The 23,802-nt window shown below is 51.7% G+C and carries 29 protein-coding genes; 23 read left to right on the forward strand and 6 right to left on the reverse strand.

All coding sequences use genetic code 11. The annotated features are described in order from the left end of the window. Window position 1: 1 nt before the first annotated feature. From fliN to ACFOMG_RS15505, 22 genes are all read left to right on the forward strand, one after another. Window positions 2–574, forward strand: coding sequence for a flagellar motor switch protein FliN (gene fliN / locus ACFOMG_RS15400; protein ID WP_376867926.1), 573 nt, complete (start codon window positions 2–4; stop codon window positions 572–574). Next, complete coding sequence (fliO, locus tag ACFOMG_RS15405) at window positions 549–965, forward strand: flagellar biosynthetic protein FliO (RefSeq protein ID WP_376867927.1); 417 nt, start codon at window positions 549–551, stop codon at window positions 963–965. The genes fliN and fliO overlap by 26 nt, the downstream gene beginning before the upstream one ends. Then, the gene (gene fliP / locus ACFOMG_RS15410) at window positions 962–1,735 is read left to right on the forward strand and encodes a flagellar type III secretion system pore protein FliP (RefSeq protein WP_376867929.1); all 774 of its coding nucleotides are present in this window, start codon (window positions 962–964) and stop codon (window positions 1,733–1,735) included. The genes fliO and fliP overlap by 4 nt, the downstream gene beginning before the upstream one ends. Window positions 1,736–1,743: 8 nt before the next feature. Continuing rightward, window positions 1,744–2,013: a flagellar biosynthesis protein FliQ gene (gene fliQ / locus ACFOMG_RS15415; protein WP_376867931.1), complete on the forward strand. Its 270-nt coding sequence runs from the start codon at window positions 1,744–1,746 to the stop codon at window positions 2,011–2,013. A 6-nt stretch (window positions 2,014–2,019) separates the two neighbouring features. After that, window positions 2,020–2,796 carry a flagellar biosynthetic protein FliR gene (fliR, locus tag ACFOMG_RS15420; RefSeq protein ID WP_376867933.1) on the forward strand — a complete coding sequence of 259 codons (777 nt, stop codon included), beginning with the start codon at window positions 2,020–2,022 and terminating at the stop codon, window positions 2,794–2,796. Window positions 2,797–2,799: 3 nt separating this feature from the next. Further along, window positions 2,800–3,951, forward strand: coding sequence for a flagellar biosynthesis protein FlhB (flhB, locus tag ACFOMG_RS15425; protein ID WP_376867934.1), 1,152 nt, complete (start codon window positions 2,800–2,802; stop codon window positions 3,949–3,951). A gap of 75 nt (window positions 3,952–4,026) precedes the next feature. Further along, window positions 4,027–6,234 carry a flagellar biosynthesis protein FlhA gene (gene flhA / locus ACFOMG_RS15430; protein ID WP_376867936.1) on the forward strand — a complete coding sequence of 736 codons (2,208 nt, stop codon included), beginning with the start codon at window positions 4,027–4,029 and terminating at the stop codon, window positions 6,232–6,234. Between the two features lie 48 nt (window positions 6,235–6,282). Beyond that, complete coding sequence (flhF, locus tag ACFOMG_RS15435; RefSeq protein ID WP_376867938.1) at window positions 6,283–7,629, forward strand: flagellar biosynthesis protein FlhF; 1,347 nt, start codon at window positions 6,283–6,285, stop codon at window positions 7,627–7,629. Between the two features lie 6 nt (window positions 7,630–7,635). Further along, window positions 7,636–8,454, forward strand: coding sequence for a MinD/ParA family protein (locus tag ACFOMG_RS15440; RefSeq protein ID WP_376867940.1), 819 nt, complete (start codon window positions 7,636–7,638; stop codon window positions 8,452–8,454). A gap of 3 nt (window positions 8,455–8,457) precedes the next feature. Next, window positions 8,458–9,189 carry an RNA polymerase sigma factor FliA gene (locus ACFOMG_RS15445; protein ID WP_449237034.1) on the forward strand — a complete coding sequence of 244 codons (732 nt, stop codon included), beginning with the start codon at window positions 8,458–8,460 and terminating at the stop codon, window positions 9,187–9,189. Between the two features lie 200 nt (window positions 9,190–9,389). After that, complete coding sequence (cheY, locus tag ACFOMG_RS15450; RefSeq protein ID WP_449237035.1) at window positions 9,390–9,764, forward strand: chemotaxis response regulator CheY; 375 nt, start codon at window positions 9,390–9,392, stop codon at window positions 9,762–9,764. A 15-nt stretch (window positions 9,765–9,779) separates the two neighbouring features. Then, entirely contained in the window at window positions 9,780–10,565 is a 786-nt protein-coding gene (locus ACFOMG_RS15455) for a protein phosphatase CheZ (RefSeq protein WP_376867943.1), read from the forward strand. A gap of 12 nt (window positions 10,566–10,577) precedes the next feature. Beyond that, window positions 10,578–12,851: a chemotaxis protein CheA gene (locus ACFOMG_RS15460; protein WP_376867945.1), complete on the forward strand. Its 2,274-nt coding sequence runs from the start codon at window positions 10,578–10,580 to the stop codon at window positions 12,849–12,851. A 19-nt stretch (window positions 12,852–12,870) separates the two neighbouring features. Next, complete coding sequence (locus ACFOMG_RS15465; protein WP_376867947.1) at window positions 12,871–13,890, forward strand: protein-glutamate methylesterase/protein-glutamine glutaminase; 1,020 nt, start codon at window positions 12,871–12,873, stop codon at window positions 13,888–13,890. 21 nt (window positions 13,891–13,911) lie between these two features. Then, window positions 13,912–14,652, forward strand: a complete 741-nt coding sequence (locus ACFOMG_RS15470) for a flagellar motor protein (protein ID WP_376867948.1) — start codon at window positions 13,912–13,914, stop codon at window positions 14,650–14,652. Further along, window positions 14,649–15,338, forward strand: a complete 690-nt coding sequence (locus ACFOMG_RS15475; RefSeq protein ID WP_376867949.1) for a flagellar motor protein MotB — start codon at window positions 14,649–14,651, stop codon at window positions 15,336–15,338. Before ACFOMG_RS15470 ends, ACFOMG_RS15475 begins: the two co-directional genes overlap by 4 nt. Window positions 15,339–15,436: 98 nt before the next feature. Next, window positions 15,437–16,225: a ParA family protein gene (locus ACFOMG_RS15480; protein WP_376868083.1), complete on the forward strand. Its 789-nt coding sequence runs from the start codon at window positions 15,437–15,439 to the stop codon at window positions 16,223–16,225. Continuing rightward, window positions 16,222–16,605, forward strand: coding sequence for a hypothetical protein (locus ACFOMG_RS15485; protein WP_376867950.1), 384 nt, complete (start codon window positions 16,222–16,224; stop codon window positions 16,603–16,605). The genes ACFOMG_RS15480 and ACFOMG_RS15485 overlap by 4 nt, the downstream gene beginning before the upstream one ends. Beyond that, window positions 16,598–17,305 (forward strand): chemotaxis protein CheW, encoded by a 708-nt coding sequence (locus ACFOMG_RS15490; RefSeq protein WP_376867952.1) that lies wholly within the window; start codon window positions 16,598–16,600, stop codon window positions 17,303–17,305. The genes ACFOMG_RS15485 and ACFOMG_RS15490 overlap by 8 nt, the downstream gene beginning before the upstream one ends. Window positions 17,306–17,415: 110 nt before the next feature. Continuing rightward, complete coding sequence (locus ACFOMG_RS15495; RefSeq protein WP_376867953.1) at window positions 17,416–17,898, forward strand: chemotaxis protein CheW; 483 nt, start codon at window positions 17,416–17,418, stop codon at window positions 17,896–17,898. A gap of 9 nt (window positions 17,899–17,907) precedes the next feature. Continuing rightward, entirely contained in the window at window positions 17,908–18,282 is a 375-nt protein-coding gene (locus ACFOMG_RS15500) for a DUF2802 domain-containing protein (RefSeq protein WP_376867954.1), read from the forward strand. Window positions 18,283–18,395: 113 nt separating this feature from the next. Next, the gene (locus tag ACFOMG_RS15505; protein WP_376867955.1) at window positions 18,396–18,632 is read left to right on the forward strand and encodes a hypothetical protein; all 237 of its coding nucleotides are present in this window, start codon (window positions 18,396–18,398) and stop codon (window positions 18,630–18,632) included. Here the strand turns inward: ACFOMG_RS15505 and ACFOMG_RS15510 are convergent. Beyond that, window positions 18,629–19,012, reverse strand: a complete 384-nt coding sequence (locus tag ACFOMG_RS15510; RefSeq protein ID WP_376867956.1) for an MAPEG family protein — start codon at window positions 19,010–19,012, stop codon at window positions 18,629–18,631. The two genes, ACFOMG_RS15505 and ACFOMG_RS15510, sit on opposite strands and share 4 nt — an antisense overlap. 225 nt (window positions 19,013–19,237) lie before the next feature. Between ACFOMG_RS15510 and ACFOMG_RS15515 the strand changes: the two genes are divergently transcribed. After that, window positions 19,238–20,254 (forward strand): AraC family transcriptional regulator, encoded by a 1,017-nt coding sequence (locus tag ACFOMG_RS15515; RefSeq protein ID WP_376867957.1) that lies wholly within the window; start codon window positions 19,238–19,240, stop codon window positions 20,252–20,254. Here ACFOMG_RS15515 and ACFOMG_RS15520 read toward each other — a convergent pair. The 5 genes from ACFOMG_RS15520 to nrdB form a co-directional block, all read right to left on the reverse strand. Then, the gene (locus ACFOMG_RS15520; RefSeq protein ID WP_376867958.1) at window positions 20,251–21,168 is read right to left on the reverse strand and encodes a hypothetical protein; all 918 of its coding nucleotides are present in this window, start codon (window positions 21,166–21,168) and stop codon (window positions 20,251–20,253) included. The genes ACFOMG_RS15515 and ACFOMG_RS15520 overlap by 4 nt on opposite strands. Before the next feature lie 37 nt (window positions 21,169–21,205). Beyond that, window positions 21,206–21,682 carry a thioredoxin-dependent thiol peroxidase gene (gene bcp, locus ACFOMG_RS15525; protein WP_376867959.1) on the reverse strand — a complete coding sequence of 159 codons (477 nt, stop codon included), beginning with the start codon at window positions 21,680–21,682 and terminating at the stop codon, window positions 21,206–21,208. Between the two features lie 88 nt (window positions 21,683–21,770). After that, window positions 21,771–22,049 carry a hypothetical protein gene (locus tag ACFOMG_RS15530; RefSeq protein ID WP_376867960.1) on the reverse strand — a complete coding sequence of 93 codons (279 nt, stop codon included), beginning with the start codon at window positions 22,047–22,049 and terminating at the stop codon, window positions 21,771–21,773. A gap of 116 nt (window positions 22,050–22,165) precedes the next feature. Then, on the reverse strand, window positions 22,166–22,639 hold the full coding sequence (gene yfaE / locus ACFOMG_RS15535) for a class I ribonucleotide reductase maintenance protein YfaE (RefSeq protein WP_376867961.1): 474 nt from the start codon (window positions 22,637–22,639) through the stop codon (window positions 22,166–22,168). 16 nt (window positions 22,640–22,655) lie between these two features. Next, the gene (gene nrdB / locus ACFOMG_RS15540; protein ID WP_376867963.1) at window positions 22,656–23,786 is read right to left on the reverse strand and encodes a class Ia ribonucleoside-diphosphate reductase subunit beta; all 1,131 of its coding nucleotides are present in this window, start codon (window positions 23,784–23,786) and stop codon (window positions 22,656–22,658) included. Between the last annotated feature and the right edge of the window lie 16 nt (window positions 23,787–23,802).

Consider the following 23,802-nt stretch of genomic DNA (forward strand, 5'->3'; position numbering starts at 1 on the left):
TATGAGTGATGAAAATAACCCGGACCAAACGCCCGAAGAACCGAATACCACACCGGCGTCCGATGCCGATGCGCTGGCGGACAGTGTTGCTGACGGTATGGAAGAGGCATCTGGTGATCAGGCGCTGGCAGATGAATGGGCCGCGGCGATGGAAGAATCCGGTGATGGCGATAATGCAGAAGATGACTGGGCGGCCGCGATGGCGGAAGCCGGTGAAGGCGGTGACGATGCCGAAGAAGCTGATGACGTTCAGAGAATGGCACTAGACCCGTTGCAGGATGACCGTTCTTTGCGGAAAGAAATTGACGCCGATGGTCCTGAACTGGATGTCATTCTGGATATCCCGGTGCGGATTTCTATGGAGGTGGGGTCGACTCAGATTCCGATCCGCAACCTGCTGCAACTGAATCAGGGATCGGTGGTCGAGCTTGACCGGCTGGCCGGTGAACCACTGGATGTGATGGTTAACGGGACTCTGATCGCCCACGGTGAGGTGGTTATGGTCAATGATAAATTTGGTATCCGCCTGACGGATGTGGTGAGCCAGAGTGAACGTATTCAGCGCCTGCGTTAAAGCGGGCTTTTTTTTAATGCCGCTGGTGGTACGGGCGGCTGAAAGTGATCAGGCGAATACACTGGCCATTGACCCAATGGCCTCGGCAACCAAGGTGATTGTGTTTTTACTATTGATTGTTGGTCTGATTGTATTGCTGGCCTGGCTGGCGGGAAAAACCCGCGCATTTCAGGGGCATGCTGGCAGTGCTCAGCTTAAAACACTTGGCGTATTACCGCTGGGCATAAAAGAAAAAATTGCGGTGATACAGGTGGGGGATAAGCAATTAGTTGTTGGTATCACACCGCAGCAGATTACCTGCCTGACCGAGCTGGAGACACCGCTGACGGAGGAAAACGATAACCACAAAATGGCTTTTTCTGAGCTGTTAAAAAAAGCGATTCGCTCATGAATAAATCGGTTGTTATCCGGCTTGTTGCTATCGTTCTTTTATGCCTGTCTGTACCGGCGTTTGCTGCCGAGGGTGAGCCTCAGAAATCGTATCTGGGAATTCCTGCCCTGATATACGAAGCCAATGATTCTGGCGGTGAATACAGCATAACCATTCAGGTGCTGGCAATCATGACGGTGCTGACGGTATTGCCGTCGTTGCTGATCATGATGACTTCGTTTACCCGGATTATTGTGGTCATGGCGATTTTGCGTCAGGCACTGGGCTTACAACAAACGCCTTCTAACCAGATTCTGTTAGGACTGTCGTTATTTCTGACGCTGTTTATTATGATGCCGGTGTTCCGTATTATTAATGTTGATGCGGTTCAGCCCTATCTGGCCGAACAGATCACTCCGCTGGAAGCGGCGGAACGGGCGGTGAAGCCTTTACATGAGTTTATGCTGGCACAAACCCGAGAAACAGATCTGAATCTGTTTATCCGTATCAGTGGTGAAAAGAACATCGCCAGCCCGGATGAAACACCAATTCATATTCTTATTCCGGCATTTATTACCAGCGAACTGAAAACCGCATTTCAGATTGGTTTCCTGATCTTTATTCCTTTCCTGATTATCGACCTGGTGGTCGCCAGTATTCTGATGGCGATGGGGATGATGATGCTGTCACCGATTATTATTTCACTGCCGTTTAAAATTATGTTGTTTGTGTTAATTGATGGCTGGGCGTTGATTATGGGAACGCTGGCCAACAGTTTCGGAACGGTTTAGGAGGTCGTATGACACCGGCAGAAATCGGTGATTTATTCACCCATGCTTTGTATATCGTCCTGGTGATTGTGGTTGCGATGATTGTTCCCAGTCTGATTATTGGTCTGGTTGTGAGTACGTTTCAGGCCGCCACTCAGATCAACGAACAAACGCTGAGTTTTCTGCCAAGGCTGGTTGTTACTTTGCTGGCGATTATGGCGTTCGGGCCCTGGGCGGTGAGCATGGTGCTGGATTTCACCCGTCAGATTTATATGAACATTCCTTTTATTATTGGCTGACCCCGGATGCTAGAAATTGATGCGCTGGACGTTAGCCACTGGATCAGCCGTTATATCTACCCGTTTGCACGTATATCGGGTTTATTAATGGTGATGCCGTTGGTTGGCAGCCGTATGGTGTCTCAGCGGGTACGGATTTTTCTGGCGGTCGCCATCACACTGGCCGTTGTACCTGTGTTACCGCCGATGCCGAAGGTGGATGCGATCTCACTGGCCTCTTTTATCATTATTTTGCAGCAGCTGTTAATCGGCATTGCCATGGGTTTTATCGTCGAAATGCTGACCCAGGTATTTGTTATAACCGGCCAGTTGATTGCTATGCAAACCGGCCTGGGGATTGCAACAACCGTTGATCCCAGTCAGGGAGCGTCGGTGGTGGTGATATCACAGTGGTTTTTATTTCTGGTCAGCCTGGTGTTTATTTCGCTGAATGGTCATCTGGTGCTGATTGAAATTCTGATCGACAGTTTTTCCACGCTCCCGGTAGGAATGCAGGGTTTTGGCGCGGATGATTTTGGTCTGATCGTGCGCTGGAGCGGCTGGATGTTCTCTGCAGCACTGGTGATTGCATTGCCGGCTCTGGCGGCGCTACTGATTGTTAACCTGGCGTTTGGGGTAATGACCCGGGCGGCACCACAGTTAAATATTTTCGCCCTGGGTTTTCCGGTCACTATGATTGTTGGTTTATTTATCATGTGGCTGAGTGTTGGTGAAATGGCGACGGGCTTTCAGCAGTATATGGACAGCCTGTTTGAATTCCTGAAAAAACTGACGTTGCAATAGCGTATGGCCGAAGAAGATTCCAGTCAGGAAAAAACCGAGGAACCCACCACCCGGCGCCTTGATAAAGCCAGAGAGGAAGGTCAGGTTCCCCGTTCGAAAGAACTGGCGACCACGCTGGTGCTGGTTATCGGAGCGCTGGGCCTGTTGGCCTTTGGACCCTGGATGGCGGAACAGATTAATGCCATTGCCCGTGCCAGCTTTGCGCTGGAGCGTGATGCGTTGTTTGACCCCCGGGTAATGTCGAATCAGCTGGCAGCGGCGGTCTGGCAGGCTACGCTGGCGCTGGCTCCGTGGCTGGTATTGGTGTTAATTGCTGCTTTTGCCGGCCCTTTGGGGGTGGGTGGCTGGTTATTTTCGACCAAAGCGATCACCCCAAAACTGGACCGGCTGAATCCACTGAGTGGCCTGAAGCGTATGTTTTCTATGAACTCGCTGGTCGAGTTGATTAAAGCCTGGGCTAAAGTGCTGGTTGTGGGGGGCGTCGCAGTATTGGTGTTGTGGCTGTATTTTGATGAGGCAATGTCGATTCGTCAGGAACCGTTACGGCCGGCGGTTGCTCATACAGTAGACATCATTCTCTGGTCGGTTATTTTTTTGTGTTTTTCCACCCTGTTGATCGCTATTGCTGATGTGCCCTGGCAAATCTACAGCCACACTAAAAAGCTGCGTATGTCGATGCAGGAAATTAAGGATGAGTTCAAAGAAACGGAAGGCAAGCCTGAAGTTAAAAGTAAAATCCGGCAATTACAGCGTGAGGTGGCTCAGCGCCGCATGATGGCGGATGTGCCGGATGCGGATGTTGTTATCACTAACCCAACTCATTACGCCGTGGCACTGAAATATTCGGCTGAGGCGATGCAGGCACCGGTGATGGTTGCGAAGGGCAGTGATCAGGTGGCACTGAAAATCCGTGAAATTGCTAAACAGCATAATGTTGCTCAGATGCAGGCGCCACCCCTGGCACGGGCGTTGTTTACCCATGGCAAGGTGGGTGAGGAAATCCCCGAAGGTCTGTACGTCGCAGTGGCTCAGGTACTGGCGTATATCTATCAGATGGATATGTTCGTTAAAGGTCAGGGAGCCAAACCTGAACGCCAGCCGGACATGCCGATCCCCCGTGATTTGCGCGTGGATCCGGATGCCAGTAGTGAATAATTTGTCGTAACCGGACATTTTAGGAAAGCTTTTTGCAGTAGTCGTTGCAATGATGTTTTTCTGACGGGCAACAATATGGCGGTCACTTCGCGGCAACAGGTAACAGGACAGCTGAAGCAGGCAGTTGGGCTGTTAGGGCAGGGCAACCTCGGTATTCCGGTTATGGTGCTGGTCTTACTGGGAATGATGACCCTGCCGTTACCGCCATTTATGCTGGATATGTTTTTCACCTTTAATATCACACTGTCGATCGTGGTGTTATTGGTGAGTGTCTATGCCCAGCGCCCCCTCGATTTTGCTATTTTCCCTACCATTTTGCTGGTGGCTACCTTGTTACGGCTGGCGCTGAATGTGGCGTCTACCCGGGTAGTGCTGTTGTACGGCCATGAAGGCGGCGATGCTGCCGGTAAAGTGATCGAAGCCTTTGGTGAAGTGCTGATTGGCGGGAATTACGCGGTGGGTTTAGTGGTGTTCACCATTCTCGTGATTATCAATTTTGTGGTGGTGACCAAAGGTGCCGGCCGGGTGTCTGAAGTCAGTGCCCGTTTTACTCTGGATGCTATGCCAGGTAAACAAATGGCCATTGATGCCGACCTGAACGCGGGCCTGATTGAAGCCGATGAAGCCAAAACCCGGCGTGCCGACATTGCTGCCGAAGCCGATTTTTACGGTTCTATGGACGGCGCCAGTAAATTCGTCAAAGGCGATGCGGTTGCCGGCATTCTGATTCTGATTATCAACGTCGTCGGTGGTCTGGCGATTGGCATGGGCCAGCACGCGCTGGGGTTTGGAGATGCCATCGCCGCGTACAGTTTACTGGCGATTGGTGACGGCCTGGTGGCACAGATTCCGTCGCTGTTATTGTCGACTGCCACTGCCATCATGGTGACTCGTAATGGCAGTGAAGAAGGCATGGGTGACCAGGTGATGGGCCAGGTGTTTGGTTCTGCCAGAACCCTGGGAGTAACGGCCGGGCTGTTGTTTCTGATGGGGGTGGTGCCAGGGATGCCACACTTTGTATTTCTCAGTGCCGCGTTTGCGGCAGCGGCAGCGGCGTATTTATCTCACTGGAAAAAAGAAGGTGGCAAGCTGGGCGACGCCATCGCCCAGCGCTTTGGTACTCAGCCCAGAGTGGCGGCTGCGGGTGCCGGTGCTGAGGCGGGCAATGCGCTGGCGGCGCCACAGCAGCAGGCGGAAGCCGCAATCAAACAAATGGAAGTGAAAGAACTGGGCTGGGATGACGTGGAACCGGTTGACCGGGTTGGCCTGGAGGTGGGTTACCGTCTGATCCCATTGGTGGATAAAAATCAGGGTGGGCAGTTACTCAATCGCATCAAGGGCGTGCGGCGTAAGTTATCGCAGGATCTGGGTTTTCTGATGCCGTCGGTGCATATCCGCGACAATCTGGATCTGATGCCGAATCAATACCGGGTAACCCTGATGGGGGTGACGCTGGCCGAAGCGGAGATTTACCCCGAGCGTGAGCTGGCGATTAATCCGGGCCAGGTGTTTGGCAAAATTGATGGTTTGGCAACTCGTGATCCGGCTTTTGGCCTGGAAGCTTTCTGGATCGATGCGGAACAAAAGGATCGTGCCCAGACGCTGGGTTATACCGTGGTGGATGCCAGTACTGTGGTGGCGACTCATATTAATCAGAAATTACAGAAGCACGCACACGAGCTGATCGGCCACGAAGATGTGCAGAAGCTGGTGGATATGTTGGCTAAAACCTCCCCGAAACTGGCGGAAGAACTGGTGCCGAATACCGTCAGTGTCAGCCAGTTGCTGAATGTACTGCAGTCACTGTTAAAAGAAGGAGTGCCGGTACGTGACCTGCGTTCAATCGCCGAGTCTTTGGCGAATATGGGCGGTCAGAGTCAAGATACCGCCACCATGGTGTCTGCCGCTCGTCTGGCGTTATCCCGCATGATTGTCCAAAACGTCTTTGGTAATGAGGATGAGCTGCCGGTCATCACGCTGGAACCAGGGCTGGAACAGTTGTTGCTTAAGACTCTTCAGCAGAGTGCACAGCAAGGCGCGCAATACGGTTTGATCCTCGAACCGGGTATGGCAGAAAACCTGCAACGCTCTCTTGCAGAAGCGGCTCAGGAGCAGGAAGTCGCGGGTCGTCCGGCGGTGTTGCTGGTGACCTCGCAACTGCGGGCTGCGATGGCTGAGTTTATCCGTAACGGCATTGAGTCTCTGACTGTGCTGGCGTATCAGGAAATACCGGATAACAAGAGCATTACGATTGTTGCCAACGTAGGCGCTCAGAATAATTGATGTAACGAATAGGTTGTTAATGAACCGCTGGATGACCGGAGTCTGACTATGAAAGTAAAACGCTTCGTCGCTGCTAATATGCAACTCGCGCTGCGCAAGGTGTCGCAGGAGCTGGGGGCTGATGCGGTCATTATGTCGAGCAAAAAAGTCGACGATGGTTTTGAGGTGGTGGCAGCGCTGGATTACCAGACCGGAGAAAGCACCGAAAATCCGGAGGTAGAGCGTCAGCTGGAATTACAGCGTGAGCTGGAGGCAGCCAAAGCCAGCCGTCAGCAGGGCAGTCAGGAACGTGAGCAGCGGCTGGATTATGCCCGGCAATCGGATGTCAGCTCGTCGGCGGGCCTGAAAGATGTGCTGCAGGGCTTAAAAGACAAACGTTACAGCGATGATCGCGCGCCACAAGCCGGGCTGGAAAGTGGTGATGATGCCGTGGATCAGGCCGGGCGTGAGGCACACTACAATAATGTTATTCACGCGATGAGTGGTGAATTACGTGAGCTCAAAAACTGGATGGTCAGCCACCAGGGCAGTGCCTGGGATACCAGCCGACCGCTGACCTGGCAACAATCGCAGTTGTGGCAGCGGTGTCAGGATGTTGGCCTGGAGCCCGCCTGGGCGGATCGCATCGCCAGCCAGATCAGTGATGAGCAATCGGTGGAGCAGGCCTGGCAACAGGCGCTGAAACTGATTGCCCGTGATTTACCGGTGGCGGCGCCGGAGTTATTTGAACGCGGTGGTCGTTATGCGCTGGTTGGTCCGACCGGTGCCGGGAAAACCACAACCATTGGTAAGCTGGCGGCGCAGTTTGTGATTCACCACGGGGCTGACTCCGTTGCCCTGATCACGCTCGATAACTACCGCGTTGCTGCTCATGATCAGATTGGCACTTTTTCCCGTTTATTAGGTGTGGAGTTGCATAAGGTCGGTAACGAAAAAGATCTTAAAGCGGCGCTGCTGAAAACCCAGAATAAAAAGCTGGTACTGATTGATAGTGCCGGTTTAGCCAGTCAGGACCCACATTTTCAGACACAATTGTCTATGCTTAAAAGAACGGGTGCTGGCCTGAAAAAATTGCTGGTACTGCCTCTGACCAGTCAGGGGCGTTGCCTGCAGGAAAACTACGAACATTTTAAAGCAGCTGGCCTGGTCGGCTGTGTATTTACCAAACTGGATGAGTGTTTCAGTCTGGGCCCGGCGATGAGTGTGGCAGCGTTAACCAAGCTGCCGGTGACACTGGTTACTGATGGGCCGCATATACCGGATGATGTGCATTATCCGGATGCCGCTAAACTGGTGCAGCTGGCTGAACAAATGGCAAGAATGGCACGTACCCGCTGGCAGGCAGCGGATGCGATGCATCTGGCCACTCAATCCCGTTTCCAACAAGGAGCATAATCGAGAATGTCTAGGCATCCCGTACAAGTAATCGCTGTCACCGGTGGTAAAGGTGGTGTTGGCAAAAGTAATGTATCGGTGAACCTGGCAATTGCACTGGCCGAAATGGGCCGGCGCGTCGTCGTATTGGATGCCGATCTGGGCCTCGCCAATATCGATGTTCTGTTAGGTATCAGCTCCAATAAAACCATCGAAAATGTACTGCAGGGTGAATGTGACCTGCGCGAAGTGATGGTGCGTGGCCCGGGTGGTATTCGTATTGTTCCGGCGTCCTCAGGAACTCAGAAGTTGTCTCAGCTGAACAGTATGGAGCACGCGGGTCTGATTCAGGCATTCAGTGATATTGGCGATGATGTTGACGTGTTGATTGTTGATACGGCCGCCGGTATTTCCGATACCGTCATGAGTTTTGTGCGGGCTGCTCAGGAGGTTCTGATGGTGGTCACTGATGAACCGACATCAATCACCGATGCGTATGCTCAGATTAAATTGCTGAATCGTGATTACGGTGTATTCCGTTTCCGTATTATTGCCAACATGGTGCGCTCTCCACAGGAAGGTAACGCGTTATTTGGTAAGCTGACCAAGGTAACCGACCGTTTTCTCGATGTAGCGATGCAATATGTCGGCGCTATTCCTCAGGATGATGCCGTTAAACGGGCGGTGCAGCGGCAAAAAGCCGTTGTGGATGCGTACCCGCGCTCGAAGGCTGCGACGGCTTTCCGGGCGCTGGCTAAAAAAGTGGATTCCTGGCCGTTGCCATCGACTCCTCGCGGTCATCTGGAGTTTTTTGTTGACCGCCTGGTACAGGAAACCGGGGCTTGATTTGTGGTAGCTGGAAGTTGTCTGGTGTATACCGAAGTTCAGAATAATAACGCGGACGAGCTGGTGCGCCAGCACGCTCCCTTAGTGAAGCGCATCGCTCATCATATGTTGGGGCGTTTGCCTGAGAGTGTGCAGCTGGAAGACCTGGTTCAGGCGGGTATGATTGGCCTGCTGGAAGCATCGCGTAAGTATGATGGGGGCAAAGGTGCCAGTTTTGAGACTTATGCCGGTATTCGTATCCGTGGCTCGATGCTGGACGAAATTCGTCGTGGAGACTGGGCGCCACGTTCTGTGCATCGCAACAGCCGGCGCATCTCCGAAGCGATTAAGCAGGTTGAAAGTATCAAAGGGCGGGATGCTGAAGACGGTGAGGTGGCGGAACATCTGGGCATCTCACAGCAGGAATATCACGCTATTCTGCAGGACAGTGCCGGTTGCCGTTTATTCAGCTATGAAGAAGTGCTGGAAAAAAATGACGCTGGCGCTGATGTGTTTGCCGGAGAAAATCCGAATCCGCTGGAAGGCATCGAGCGAGGGGCTTTCCAGCAACACCTGGCTGAAGCGATTAAGGGCCTGCCTGAGCGAGAGCAGCTGGTGCTGGCGTTATATTATGACGAAGAACTGAACCTGAAAGAGATCGGGGCCGTGCTTGGGGTAAGTGAGAGTCGTGTGAGTCAGTTACACAGCCAGGCTGCTGCCCGTCTGCGTGCCCGGTTATCCGATTGGCTTAACTGATTTTCTACTTTGTTTCACTTCTCTAACTCCCTGATTTTGAAGGAAACCTGAGTAATGTCGGGTTCCTGATAAATTATTTCCCGATATCCGCTATTGCCACAATCTCTTTCTGGATAAAGCGATAACAGGGTCTACACTAATTCTTAGTAACGACTTGGAATATACAAAGTCGACTAGTGGAGGTCGTTTTGGACAAAAATATGAAGATTCTCATCGTTGATGATTTTTCTACGATGAGGCGTATTGTCAAAAATTTACTGCGTGATCTGGGGTTTACCAACACCGCGGAAGCGGATGATGGCACCACGGCGCTCCCGATGTTGCAAAACGGTGACTTTGATTTTCTGGTAACCGACTGGAACATGCCGGGAATGACGGGCCTGGATCTGTTGAAAAAAGTGCGCGCAGATGAGCGCCTTAAAACCCTGCCGGTACTGATGGTAACGGCAGAAGCCAAACGCGACCAAATCGTAGCGGCAGCCCAGGCTGGCGTGAATGGTTATGTTGTGAAGCCTTTTACTGCGGCCGTTCTGAAAGAAAAAATTGATAAAATTTTTGAACGCGTCGAAGGCTGACGGGAAGGCGAACCGATGGCAGACATCAAATCAAATACGGATGACGCTGCAGTAGGCTCGGAAATCAAATCGCTGGCAGAAAATATGCTGCTACAGCTGGAAAGTGGCGATTTGGGGAAAGCCGTTGCGTTAGTAAACGACCTGAATCAACTGCGGGATCAAACGCTTTATAACGAAATTGGCCGACTGACGCGGGCGCTGCATGAATCCATCAAAAATCTGAGAATTGACTCTGTGGGAGCAGGCTCAGAAATTGAACATGCAACCGACAAGCTGGCCTATGTTGTTGAAATGACGGATAAGTCGGCCAATCGCACTATGGATCTGGTCGATGCCAGTCTGCCGTTGGCGTCTGATATCAACAGTCGGGCAGAGGAGTTGTCACACCAGTGGCAGCGTTTTCTCAATAAAGAACTGAAGCCGGATGAATTCCGGGCTTTATCGAAATCCATTAATTCGTTTCTGAAAGACAGCGCATTACAGTCTCATAAACTGCAGGGACAGCTATCCGACATCATGCTGGCGCAGGACTTTCAGGACCTTACCGGACAAGTCATTCATAAAGTGGCAGAGCTGGTAAGGGATGTGGAGATCCGTCTGGTAAATCTGGTGGCTATGGCCGGCCATGTTGATTCCATTACGGGGATTACCCATTCAGATTTAGACACTGCAACAGAACAATCAGCAGATCAGGAGGGAGCGGATATTGCTGCCGAAGGCCCGCAGATTAATAAAAGCAGTGATGATGTAGTGAGTAGTCAGGATGATGTTGATGATTTGTTATCCAGTCTTGGCTTTTAAAGGAGCTAACGGATGAGTTTCGATGCAGATGAAGAAATACTCCAGGACTTTCTGGTTGAGGCCGGAGAAATTCTGGAATTGCTCTCCGAGCAGCTCGTCGATCTTGAGCAACGCCCCGATGATAATGATTTACTGAATGCAATTTTCCGGGGATTCCACACCGTTAAAGGCGGCGCTGGCTTTCTGCAGCTTAATCCTTTAGTGGACTGCTGCCATGCAGCGGAAAATGTATTTGATACGCTGCGTAATGGTAATCGCGGTGTTAACCCAGACTTAATGGATGTGGTTTTACAGGCACTCGACAGCGTTAATGAAATGTTCGAGAGTGTGCGTTCAGGTGTTGAGCCGGAATCAGCGGATCCGGCGCTGATCGAGCGTCTGCATCAGCTGGCATTGCCGGTCAGTGCCGATGAAGCACCAGCCGCCGACCCCGTCAGTGAAACCCCGGTTAGTGAGCCAGAAGCGGTTCCTCCGTCGGTGGTGGAATCCCCTGCTGCAGAAGACTCCGGTGATATTACCGATGATGAGTTTGAGCAATTGCTTGATGCGCTGGATGACAATACTGATGCCCCGGCTCCGACAGCGCCGGAAACTGATTCCGGTGCCGAACTCTTTGACGACAATGATGATTTTATTGATGTCAGCTCCTCCAGTGATGACGGAGAGGATGATGAAATTACCGAAGAAGAGTTTGAAGCGCTGCTTGATCAGATTCATGGTAAAGGTAAACACGTCAGTGCGTCGGACGTGCAGCAGGAAAGCAGCACAGCTGACGCTGGTGAAACAGCAACCGGCAGTGTGGCCCCGGCAACACCTGACGGTGGTGATGATCTGATCACCGACTCAGAATTCGAAGAGTTACTGGATCGGTTGCACGGTAAAGGGAAGCATTCAGCGACCACGTCCGCTGAACCGGCGGCGGCAGCACCAGCAACAGAAACACCTGCAGTCGAGAAACCAGCAGTCGAGAAACCAGCTGCTGCCCAACCCCCTGCCCAGCCTAAGCCAGAACCCCAGCCTCCGGCAAAACCTGCTGCAGCGGTTGCTAAAGAAGCACCAAAGCCCGCCGCCAAACGTCCGCCTGAAAAAGAACACGCTCCGGCTGCGGAAACGACGGTCAGGGTTGATACCAAACGCCTTGACGACATTATGAACATGGTGGGGGAGCTGGTTCTGGTGCGTAACCGTCTGGTGCGTCTGGGGCTGGAAAGTAATGATGAATCGATGGCTAAGGCCGTTGCCAATCTGGATGTTGTCACGGGTGATTTACAGGCCTCCGTGATGAAAACCCGGATGCAGCCGATCAAAAAAGTATTCGGCCGTTTCCCCCGGGTTGTACGGGATCTGGCTCGTCAGTTGAAAAAAGAAATCAATCTCGAATTACGCGGTGAAGAAACCGATCTGGATAAAAATCTGGTCGAGGCGTTGGCTGATCCTTTGGTTCACTTAGTGCGTAATGCTGTCGATCATGGTGTGGAAATGCCGGATCAGCGGGAGCAGGATGGTAAGCCCAGAGTTGGTACCGTTGTGCTTTCGGCAGAGCAGGAAGGGGATCACATTCTGTTGATCATTCAGGATGATGGCGGTGGTATGGATGCTGAAGTATTACGCCGTAAGGCGGTGGAAAAAGGTCTGATGGACCAGGACGCCGCGGATCGCCTGACCGAAAACGAATGTTATAACCTGATTTTTGCTCCGGGTTTCTCCACTAAAGAGCAGATTTCTGACGTGTCCGGTCGTGGTGTGGGGATGGATGTGGTGAAAACCAAAATCACCCAGCTTAACGGCACCATTAATATTGAATCCAAAATGGGGGTTGGCACCGGTATCCGTATTAAGGTACCGCTGACGCTGGCGATTATGCCAACTCTGATGGTGATGCTGAAAGATCAGGCTTTTGCCTTCCCGTTAGTCAGCGTTAATGAAATATTCCACCTGGATCTGACCCAAACCAATATTGTTGATGGTCAGGAAGTGGTGGTTGTGCGTGAAAAACCGATTCCATTGTTCCACCTCAAACGCTGGCTGGTGCATGGTGAAGAACATGCCAGGGCAGATGAAACGGCCCACGTCGTGGTGGTCTCGGTCGGAACAAAACGTGTGGGATTTGTGGTTGATCAGTTGATCGGACAGGAAGAAGTGGTGATTAAACCGCTGGGGAAAATGCTGCACGGTACCGCAGGAATGGCGGGTGCAACGATCACTGGTGACGGTCGGATTGCCCTGATTCTCGATATACCGAGCATGCTGAACCATTATTCCTCAAAGCAGGTTTCTGCGGCCTGATTTATACAAGGGGAACTGAGTGAGTATTCGTGTTCTGGTGGTAGACGATTCCGGATTTTTCCGGCGTCGTGTTGCTGAGATTATTAATGGCGATGGCCGCATGGAAGTGGTGGGCTCGGCAGCCAATGGCCGTGAGGCGGTAGAAATGAACGCCAGCCTGCAGCCGGACGTCATCACGATGGATTATGAGATGCCGGTCATGGATGGTATCACCGCTGTGCGGACCATTATGCAGCAGCGACCGGTGCCAATCCTGATGTTTTCTTCACTGACATTTGAGGGTGCCCGGGTCACTCTGGATGCACTGGATGCCGGTGCTGTCGATTTTTTATCGAAAAATTTTGATGCCATTGCCAAAGGCACAACCGAAATCCGTAAAACCCTGACCGATAAAATTGCCGCCGTGGCCCGCAAGCAAAGCCGGGTTGTAACTGCACCTGCGCCACGTCGTACCGAACAGCGCAGTCTGAATAAGACTGAGCTGGTGATGATTGGTACTTCAACCGGCGGGCCTGCGGCATTACAGACTCTGTTTAAAAGTATTCCCGGCAGCTTCCGGACACCGATTGTGATTGTCCAGCATATGCCGGGTTCCTTCACCAAAGCGTTTGCTGAGCGACTTAATGGTATGAGTCCGCTTACCGTTAAAGAGGCGGCAGAAGGTGACGTGCTGAAGCCGGGCCATGTCTATGTTGCACCGGGTGGTATGCAGCTGATGGTGGATAAACGCGGTGGTGGTTCCATTCATATTCATGAAAGTGATCAGCGGGTGAATTATCGCCCCAGCGTTGATATTGCATTTGCTTCAGCGGCAAAACATTTTGGCCGCAGTACGCTGGCCGTGGTGCTGACGGGTATGGGAGCTGATGGCAAAGAGGGCGCGAAACTGCTGAAAAAATCCGGCTCGGTTGTCTGGGCCCAGGATGAAGAGTCGAGTGTGATTTTTGGTATGCCGCTGGCGGTGATTAAAGAAGGACTGAATGATGAAGTCCTGGCACTTAATGACATTGGCCCGAGGTTAGCGAAAGAACTCGGCTAACGTCAGGTTGAGGAGGGTGGCATGGATCGCTGGAGTCTTGTGGTTGTTTTGCTGGCACTGGCAGCAGTTGTCTCTGGTCATCTTCTGGAAGGTGGCAGTCTGTCTTTATTGTGGAACCCGGCAGCGGCTTTGATTGTCTTCGGTGGCAGTCTGCTGGCGGCCTGTGCACAGATTCCGCTGTCGTATTTTCGTCCGCTTTTGCAATTATTGGGCTGGCTGATTGTGCCGCCCGTATTGTCGTTCGATGGCCTGGTCAACAAGCTGGTGACCTGTGGTCATGCGTTACGCCGCGACGGTGTGCTGGCTCTGGAAAAACTCGCCAATATTGAAAATGATGTGGTCTTCCGTAAAGCCCTGATGCTGCTGGCTGACGGTTATGATGATGACACCACACGGGAAACCATGGAGCTGGAACTGAATACTCTTGAGCAACGGGATCTCGACCTGGTGGGGGTGTTAGATAATCTGGCGGGTTATCTGCCGACGTTAGGGATTGTTGGTGCTGTGCTGGGGTTAATGCAGGTGTTGTCGAATATTCAGCAACCTGATGCCCTGGCCCAGGGAATTGCGACTGCCTTTGTGGCGACCTTTTATGGGGTCGCCGCTGCCAATCTGGTGGTGATACCGCTGGCGAATACACTGCGTCAGCATATTGCCATTCGTCGTCGTTATTACGATGCTATGTTACTGGGGCTGTTGTCTGTACGTCAGGGTGTTAATCCGGCATCGCTGCGCTTTCGGCTGCAGGGCGTGGTGATATGAAACACCGCAACGGGCCGGATCCTCATCGCTGGCTGGTGTCATACGCCGATTATATGACGCTGCTGTGTGCTTTTTTTATCATGTTATATGCGTTGCAGCTGATTGATGAGGAAGAGGGCGCGGCTATCCGCTCTGAAATTGAAGCGGTATTTTCCAATAACTCACCGTCAACGATACCAACGCCAGACAACCCATCAGCCAGATTGCAGCAGCACAACGGCTTGTTACCTCTGTTAGCGGATATTCGTCAGGTTTCTCAATTTATTCAGGAAACGGACGATATAGAAGTCAGAGGAGAGCAAGACTGGATCAGTGTGTCGCTGAATGCTGATTTATTGTTCGCTCGCGGAGAGACCCGGATCAGAGACCAGGCTTTGCCGCTGATAGAGGCGATTGCCGGCCACCTGCGTTCCTGGCCGTACCCGCTGAACGTCCAGGGGCATAGTGATGATGTGCCGGCCAGAGGGATCAGTAACTGGGAAATTTCGGCCCTGCGTGCGGCGTCCGTTGTTCAGAATCTGGCGCTATATGGTGTTGCACCGCAAAGAATGGCGGCTATGGGGATGTCACACTATCATCCAGTAGACAGTGGTGAGTCTGAAGCCGCAAAAGCGCGCAACCGCCGGGTGGTGATTTATATGACCCAGGGAGCACAACAGATCCCCTGGTCGCGGCCTGCGCAATAAATTGACACGATTTTTGCTTCCTCATCTTACGTAAATGCCACGTTGCTGCCCTGCGGGCGGTAACAGTGGCAGCCGATCAATTGAATAAGGTGATGTACGTGCGTATCTGGTCGATAGCTAATCAGAAAGGTGGTGTTGGCAAAACCACCACTGTTGTTTCCCTGGGTGGGCTGCTGGCCAGCCAGGGAAAACGGGTATTGCTGGTGGACCTGGATCCTCATGGGTCGCTGACCAGTTATTTTGGTCAGGATCCGGACAGCCTGGATCGCAGCCTTTATCATCTTTTTTTTGAACAGCGTCATAAAGATAAAAGCTTTATCCAAAGCGTACTTAAGCCAACCAGCCTGAATAACGTTGCCTTGTTGCCAGCGACCACTTCGCTGGCAACGCTGGAACGTCAGGTCAGTGGCCAGGAAGGTATGGGACTGGTGCTGGCGCGCAGCCTGGCCCAGCTCTGGGAAGAATACGATCATGTATTACTGGATACGCCGCCGATCTTAGGGGTGCTGCTGGTGAATGCGCTGGCAGCCTGTCAGCGTCTGGTCATTCCGACCCAAACAGAACACCTGGCGCTGAAAGGTCTGGAGCGGATGGTTCACACCTTACGTATGGTGATGCGTTCGCAAAATCGCAGCCTCCCCTACACCATTGTGCCGACCTTGTTTGATCGTCGTACCGGCGCGTCACTGACCACACTGAAAGAAATGCGGCGTAATTATCAGGACGCCTTATGGGAGGAGGCCATTCCGGTTGACACCCGGCTACGGGATGCCAGCCATGAAGGTGTTTTCCCACATCAGCTGGATGCAGGGGGGCGTGGTGTGCGGGCCTACCGGCATTTGCTGGCCAGTCTAGAGCAGGCTGCCGCTGCGGAGGGTGGTGGATGAAACACAATACGGATAACCCGTTGGGCGATTATTTTGACGAATTATTGGCACCTGTTGCCAACCAGCCAGCGGACTGGGATACCCTGCTGAGTGAGGCGGTAGCTCCTCATAAACAGCTGACGCCACCGGTGTTTTCAGCGTCCACACTGGCTGCCGGCCATGAGCTGGTGGTGTGTCAGTGGGCGGCCCAACTGAATCCGGTTGCCCGGTACAGCCAGTTTTTACTGAATATACAGCTGGCAGCCTGTTTGCCGGATTCCCGCTTGCGGCAGACTGTGTTGCAGGCCTGTGAGGACCTGAAGCCAGCCCGGTTTGGTGTTGGCTGGAGCGGTCTGACTCATCCGGTCAGCGGCTCGGTACAGGTAGCTTGTCATGACTAGTCCGGTGGAACAAAAAACCGCTAATCAGGTGGATGATGTTCTGCAGGGATATCTTGATCAGTTGCTGGTCACAGCCACCGAACCGTTGACGGTCGTTGCCGAAGTCAGTACGCCGACCTCGGAAGTCGCTCCCGAGGTTGTTAAAGAGGCTGTGGCCGAACCCTTGGTGAGTCTGGCACCAACCCCATCTGTCGTGTCGGCTGATAGTGCAGACAGTGACATGACAGTAGCGACAGCTGTTTCCGGTGGACCGGATTGGCGTGCGGTACAGGGGGTGGAGTGTCTGATCTTTAAAGTGGCGGGGTTAAAACTCGCCATTCCATTAGCGGTGCTGGGTGGGGTCTATAACCGCAGTGAGCAGATTACGCCATTATTTGGTCAGGCAAGCTGGTCGTTAGGTGTATGGCAGAGTGATGAGCAGAAGCTGACCATTGTTGATAGTGCGGCGCTGATTATGCCGGAGCGGGGTATTTCAATGGCAGAACAGGGATATGATTTTGTCATCCAACTTGATCGTTCTCCCTGGGCACTGGCCTGCCAGGAGATCTGCGATACCATGACGCTGACGCAGGAATCGATCAAGTGGCGGGGCGATTGCAGCAAGCGGCCATGGCTTGCCGGCACGGTTATTTCAGAAATGTGCGCTCTGATTGATGTTACTAATTTGCTCGACATGCTGGAGCAAAATACCCGTTCTTAATTTTTAAAAAAATCCGTGAAATCGGCTGGTACACTTTGTGCTGTCAACTATAGTTAAGAAAGGTTTCAACGTGTTTTTGACGCACTGCCCTTTCTTAGCGAGGATGTTTTATGTCAGCAATAGCCGGAAACAAAAGTGCAGACGATCCGGTTCTGCAGTGGGTGACATTCCGATTAGAGAACGAAACGTACGGTATCAATGTGATGCAGGTTCAGGAAGTACTGCGTTACAGTGAAATTGCACCGGTTCCGGGAGCGCCCCCTTATGTACTGGGAATTATTAATCTGCGTGGCAATGTCGTGACTGTTATCGACACGCGTCAGCGTTTTGGCTTGCCGACTTCTGATACCACCGATCAGACCCGCATCGTGATTATCGAGGCAGAGGCGCAGGTGGTTGGCATTCTCGTGGATGCGGTGGCTGAGGTGGTTTATCTGCGTCAGTCGGAAATCGAAACCACTCCGAATGTCGGCAATGAAGAGAGCGCCAAGTTTATTCAGGGGGTTTGTCATAAAAATGACGAATTACTGATTTTGGTGGATCTGGAAAAGTTGATGACAGATGAGGAGTGGAACGAACTTCAAGGCTTATAGAGGTCTGTTATGGCGTCACTGACTCTGGTTCACTGGTTATTGATTGGTAATTTTTCCATGTTGCTGCTGGTAGGCGCATTTTTGTGGTCACTGAAACGACAGCAATTACAGGAACAACTCAGAGTCAGTCAGACTCTGCAGGCACTGGAAGAGGCAAACCAGGCGGTCAGTCGTAGTGCGATTGGTATGGGGCGCCGTCTGAAACAGGTTGAAGCACGTTTTCATAAGGTAGAAAAAAAGGCCATTTCGCCACAGGCCGACGACGAAACCTTTGCTCAGGCTGCACGCCTGGTTGGCTTAGGAGCAACTGCGGCCGAGTTGGTCGACAGTTGCGGTATGGCGCGCGGAGAGGCCGAATTATTAGTCTCTCTTAAGCGGCAATAAAATATATTGCGCGGTATATGGGCCTTTTGTATCCGTTGTTTATAACAAAAAAATACAACCGTCCTGTCTGGCCGTTTCTATACTGAAACCTATAGCTAACGCTGGAGGTTTATATGAAAACAACAATCTCTCTGGCAGTCCTCGTTTGTATCGGACTGGTTCTGAGTACTCCGCAGCCGGCTGTGAATATTCAGCTGGCCCAGCAGATTCACAACGCCACATTTATGGAGCGCACCCCGGAATTTACCGATTTGTATATGATTCAGACGCCAGATAAAGGGCGCCTGATTACCATTTATTGCAACGCGTCATATTGTTACAAACGCAGCGGTATGACAGTGACGGTTTAAATCACCAATCCTGCCTGAACGTATAAGGCAATTGTACACCCTAAGGCGGCCATCCAGACCAGGCTACGCAACGATGCCTGATCGGTCAGATAACAAATGCCATACACCAGTCGCAACAGAATAAAACTGACGGCCAGTAAGTTAATGGTTTCTGCGGCGACTCCCAGCTGATGAGCAATAATAACCCCCGCAGCAAAGGCCGGAAACGCTTCAAAACTGTTCAGTTGTGCCCAGTGAGCACGTTTGCGAAATCCCTGTTGTCCTTCGAGAAATTCGCGCGGAACATGGTTGTTATAACGCCGCCCACCAAATTTAGCGATGCCGGTAAACAGATAGGGCATTAACGCCGCGACCAGAACACACCAATACGATATTGCCATTACTTTCTCCTGACAGAGCCATGCACAGGTAATGTGCGATCAATAAAAGCGCTCACTATACTGAGCTCTGAAGGACATGACAGGTGTCAAAACCGCCATTTAAGCCGGCGATTGTCACGCCTGATGTGATAACTTTTACCTGCAACGGCTTGTTTGATATTTTACAGACTTTCGCTCGTATTGATTTGCGGATAAATCTGCCGGGTTGGTGGTTCGGATTGGTCAATGAATAATCAAACAATAAAAACAGTATCCAGTCTTTGGTTACGTGCCTTATTAATGGGAGCGGAGCACCAGGGGATTGATGTGGCAACCTTGTTAGCAGCTGCCGGGCTGGACAAGGAAACACTGGAGCAGCCTTATGCCCGCGTATCACTGGAAAAAACCCTGAAGATCTGGCGTACGGCAGAAGCTTTATGTCAGTCGCCTGATTTTGGTCTGTTGATGGGGGAGCAGGTGAAACCGAGTCACTTTCAGCTGTTTTCCGTGAGCCTGATGCACAGCGAAACGCTGGCAGGGGCATTTGAAAAATCCATTCGCTATACCCGCCTGGTCAGTGATGGCGGTGATTATTTTCTGCAGCAGCAGGGGGCAGAGGCGGCATTGGTTTATCGTCCGGCCGGTGATAATTTCAGCCGTCATCAGATTGATGCCGTGCTGGTGTTGCTGCGTAGCTTTGCCAACTGGCTGGTATGTAAAACGTTGCCGCTGATTCGGCTGGAAGTCACTCATTGCGAACCGCAAGATCTGAGTAATTATCAGCGTATTTTTAATGCCCCGGTGATATTTTCCGCGCCACGTAATGCGCTGGTGTTTGCACCACAGGTATTAACAGAACCGCTGGCATTAAGTGATAACAACCTGGCAGCGATGCATGAACAAATGCTGGAGCAGCAACTGGCCCAGTTGCTGCAACCGGATACCGCCAATCTGGTTGAGCATATGTTACGTTGCGCTGTTGAATTACATCTCGATCGTGAGCAGGTTGCACAACAACTTCACATGAGTAGCCGTACTCTGCAGCGTAAACTTCGCGACAGAGGCACATCTTTCCAGATATTGCTGGAACAGGAACGTCAGCGGCGGGCAAAAACACTGTTAGCCAGCACGGACCAGGCGTTATCGGTTATCAGCGATCAGTTGGGTTTTGCCGAAAGCAGTGCGTTCAGTCGGGCTTTTAAACGCTGGAGTGGCTTGTCGCCACTGGAATACCGGCGCCAGCTGAATCATGGCAATGATTAAAAGCGCCATTCCAGCCGCCCGATAAGCTGTTGGCTGATGCTGTGGCTATTACGGATGTAATACGGATGATCCGCTGCTGGCTGATTAAAGGCGTAATAGTTCAGCTGTGCCTGATAGCCGCTGAAAGCGTACAACGCGTTTGCCAGACGCCAGCGATAGCCACTGTACAGTTGCAGCTCGAGGTAGCTGAACGTCCGATCAAGGCCCAGGCTGGTTAAGCCATCAACACCATTATCACGCAACCGTCCCTGGCCAATATAAAACTGCCAGTTATGTTGCCAGCCGCGTAACAGTTGCCGGCTGCCAGCTCCGAGACCAATAATGTCGTACAACACCGGGGTCAGAATATCAGTCTGAGCCGCAGTGCGCGGTTGCACGGTTAAGGGTTGTTTGGCCTGAATATAATACAGTCCGACGACGGATAAACCGGGTTTGCTGCCTGCCAGTTGCAGTTCTGTGCCCAGCCGCAGCTGTTGCTGCTGTAACCGCATCGCCTGCCCGCTGGCCAGGCGTTGTTGTAACGCGGTTGAATAGCTGGTGTGTTTTAGCTGAGTGTGCCACTGATGATGTTGCCAGAGCAGTGAGACAGACCAGAGATGGCGTTGAAAGCGGCGTAATGGCAGATTGATGTAACTGCGCTGAAATTCTGCTGCTCGGGGGTAGCGTGATACCTCTGATGGCAATATTTGATTGATGCTGATATGTGGCAGCGCCGGAAACCAGCGGTCCAGGCCATCTGTCGTCTGGCTTTGCAGTTGGCAGCCTGCGGTCAGATAACGTTCGTAGCGATGGCGTACCGAAGATAATAACGCGACTTGTGGCTGAAAGATTGCCGGGCCGCAACCCAGCAGGGTTGCCGCCTGGCTGACGGCTCCCGACAAGGCGAATAACAGCACGCATAAAAATAGTTTCATGGTCAGGTTATCGGCTGCCAGAGCAATAAGTTAAGGGTCAGAGGCTGTCCAGAATCGCCAGGACATCATCATGGTGAGTTTTGGTTTTCACTTTTTCCATAATGTGGACCAGCTGGCCGTCGCCATTAATGATAAAGGTCAGCCGGTGGATCCCTTCGTATTCTTTGCCCATAAATTTTTTCAGTGCCCAGACGCCATAATCGTCGGCAATTTTATGTTCCGGGTCTGACAGCAGGGTGAAGTTCAGCTGTTGTTTGCTGATAAAGTTGACCAGTCGTTTCGGTTCGTCGGGGCTGATTCCCAGTACCACGGCGTTGCGTTGTTCAAGCTCTTCGCGGCTGTCGCGAATTCCACATGCTTGTACCGTACAGCCTGGCGTGCTGGCTTTGGGATAAAAATACAACACCACGGTTTTGCCGCGGAAGTCGCTCAGAGAAACGCTTTCTCCGTCCTGGTTGACGGTGGTGAAATCCGGAGCCGGCTGGCCCACTTCAGGCAGGTTTAACTTACTCATAAGGTGCTCTGATTGCTGCGGTTAAAAAAACAAGGCTACCTTAAGAGTGACAGAAATCAACCGCAGCCGGAGCTGCGGTTGTTTGTGATCAGAGGTTGATGCTCTGTTCGTTCAGATAATGAGCCAGAGTTTCTTTGGCTTTATTACCCGCCGGGCTGTTGCGGAATAAAAACTCGTGAGTTTTATTTTCCATGACCAGCAGGACATCGGCACAAAAATCACCATCGTGTTCTTCGCGTACCGGGCGCATACGGGCTTCAACCAGAGTATCCAGGTTGATGTAAAAATCGCCCGGAATTTCTTCCAGATGCTCGCGTGCATTCATGCGTACCATGGCAACATTTGGAGTAATACAGATAAAAGACATGCTGGGTTCCCTTCTTATGGTTTGTTTTATTGATGGATCTGATGTTAGAGCAAGGGAAAAAAATAACAATTGATTTAACGCAGGGAATGGTCCTGCGTTAACACAGTGATCAGCGATCAGTCGATTTTGATCTTCAGATGGGTTTTCGGGATGCAGCAGCAGGGGAGGATTTCATCGTCAGCGATACAGGCCATCGGCTCTTCCTGGTAATGAACTTCGCCTTCCAGCAGTTGGGTACGACAGCTGCCGCAATAACCTTCGCGACACTGGTAGTGAACCTCCACGCCCTGAGCTTCCAGCGAATCGAGCAAGGTATTAGCGTGCTGAAAACGAGTCGCAAGCTGTTGCTGGCCGGATACCTCAACGGCATAAACCGGCCGTGCCATACCATCCAGCTCGATTTGCGGATCCACTTCGGGCTGTTCCGGATTACCTTCGGGCAGATACAGCTCCCCCTGCAGCAGTGCTTCACTGCTGTCCGGGGTCAGTGCTTCCAGTTCAAATACTTCCTGATGCTGATCGTCGTCAGCATTCAGTTCGAATTCCGGCTGGTTGTCGTCAGGCATGGTGGCGAGTGCTGTGGCAGACATCCGTTTCTGTTCCGCTTCAGAGGTCAAAATCGCCGAAGTCGCTGGTATCAACTTCGCTGTCGATGGCTCCCACCAAGTAAGAGCTGATTTCGGCTTCCTGAGGCGCAACCTGTACATTGTCGCTGTTCAGCCAGGCGTTAATCCAGGGTAACGGATTATTTTTAACCTCAAATATCGGGTCAAAGCCTAATGCACCGATGCGCTGGTTGGTTATGTATTCAACGTACTGGCATAAGATATCTTTGTTCAGGCCAATCATTGAGCCATCTTTAAACAGGTATTCTGCCCATTCTTTTTCCTGCTCGGCCGCTTCACGGAAAATGGTGATCATATCATCGCGGCACTCTTCTGCTACCAGAGCGAATTCCGGATCATCTTTACCACGTGCCATAATCTGCAGAATGTGCTGAGTACCGGTTAAGTGCAGGGCTTCGTCACGGGCAATCAGCTTGATGATTTTGGCATTGCCTTCCATTTTGGCGCGTTCGGCAAAGGCAAATGAGCAGGCAAAGCTGACGTAGAAACGGATGGCTTCCAGTACATTAACCGAAATCATCATACGGTACATACGACGCTTTAATTCGCGCAGGTTAACGTCAATGGTTTCGCCATTTACCGTGTGGCTGCCTTCACCCAGCTGGATGTAATAGTTCGATAGCGCAATAAACTCATCGTAGTGTTTGGTAACGGACTCAGCACGTTTGGTGATGTGTTCATTTTTGGTGATATCGTCAAAAATTTCTGCCGGATTTGGCACAATATTCCGTACGATATGGGTGTAAGAACGGCTGTGAATAGTTTCACTGAACGACCAGGTTTCAATCCAGGTTTCCAGCTCTGGCAGGGAAACAACCGGCAGCAACGCAACATTAGGCGAACGTCCCTGAACCGAATCCAGTAATGTCTGGTATTTCAGGTTGCTGACAAAAATGTGCTTCTCGTGTTCCGGCAGGTCAAGAAAATCCTTACGGTCGTTGGTCAGGTCCACTTCTTCCGGTCGCCAGAAAAAAGACAGCTGCTTTTCGATCAGGTTTTCAAAAATTTTGTGTTTTTGCTGGTCATAACGCGCAACGTTAACCTGCTCACCAAAAAACATGGGCTGGGCAAAGGTATCAAATTCATTACGGTTAAAAGTGGTGTACGCCATCGCTGTCTCTCAATGA

Origin of the sequence: Bacterioplanoides pacificum (assembly GCF_042648445.1) — a bacterium.
GTDB classification, from domain to species: domain Bacteria; phylum Pseudomonadota; class Gammaproteobacteria; order Pseudomonadales; family Oceanobacteraceae; genus Bacterioplanoides; species Bacterioplanoides pacificum.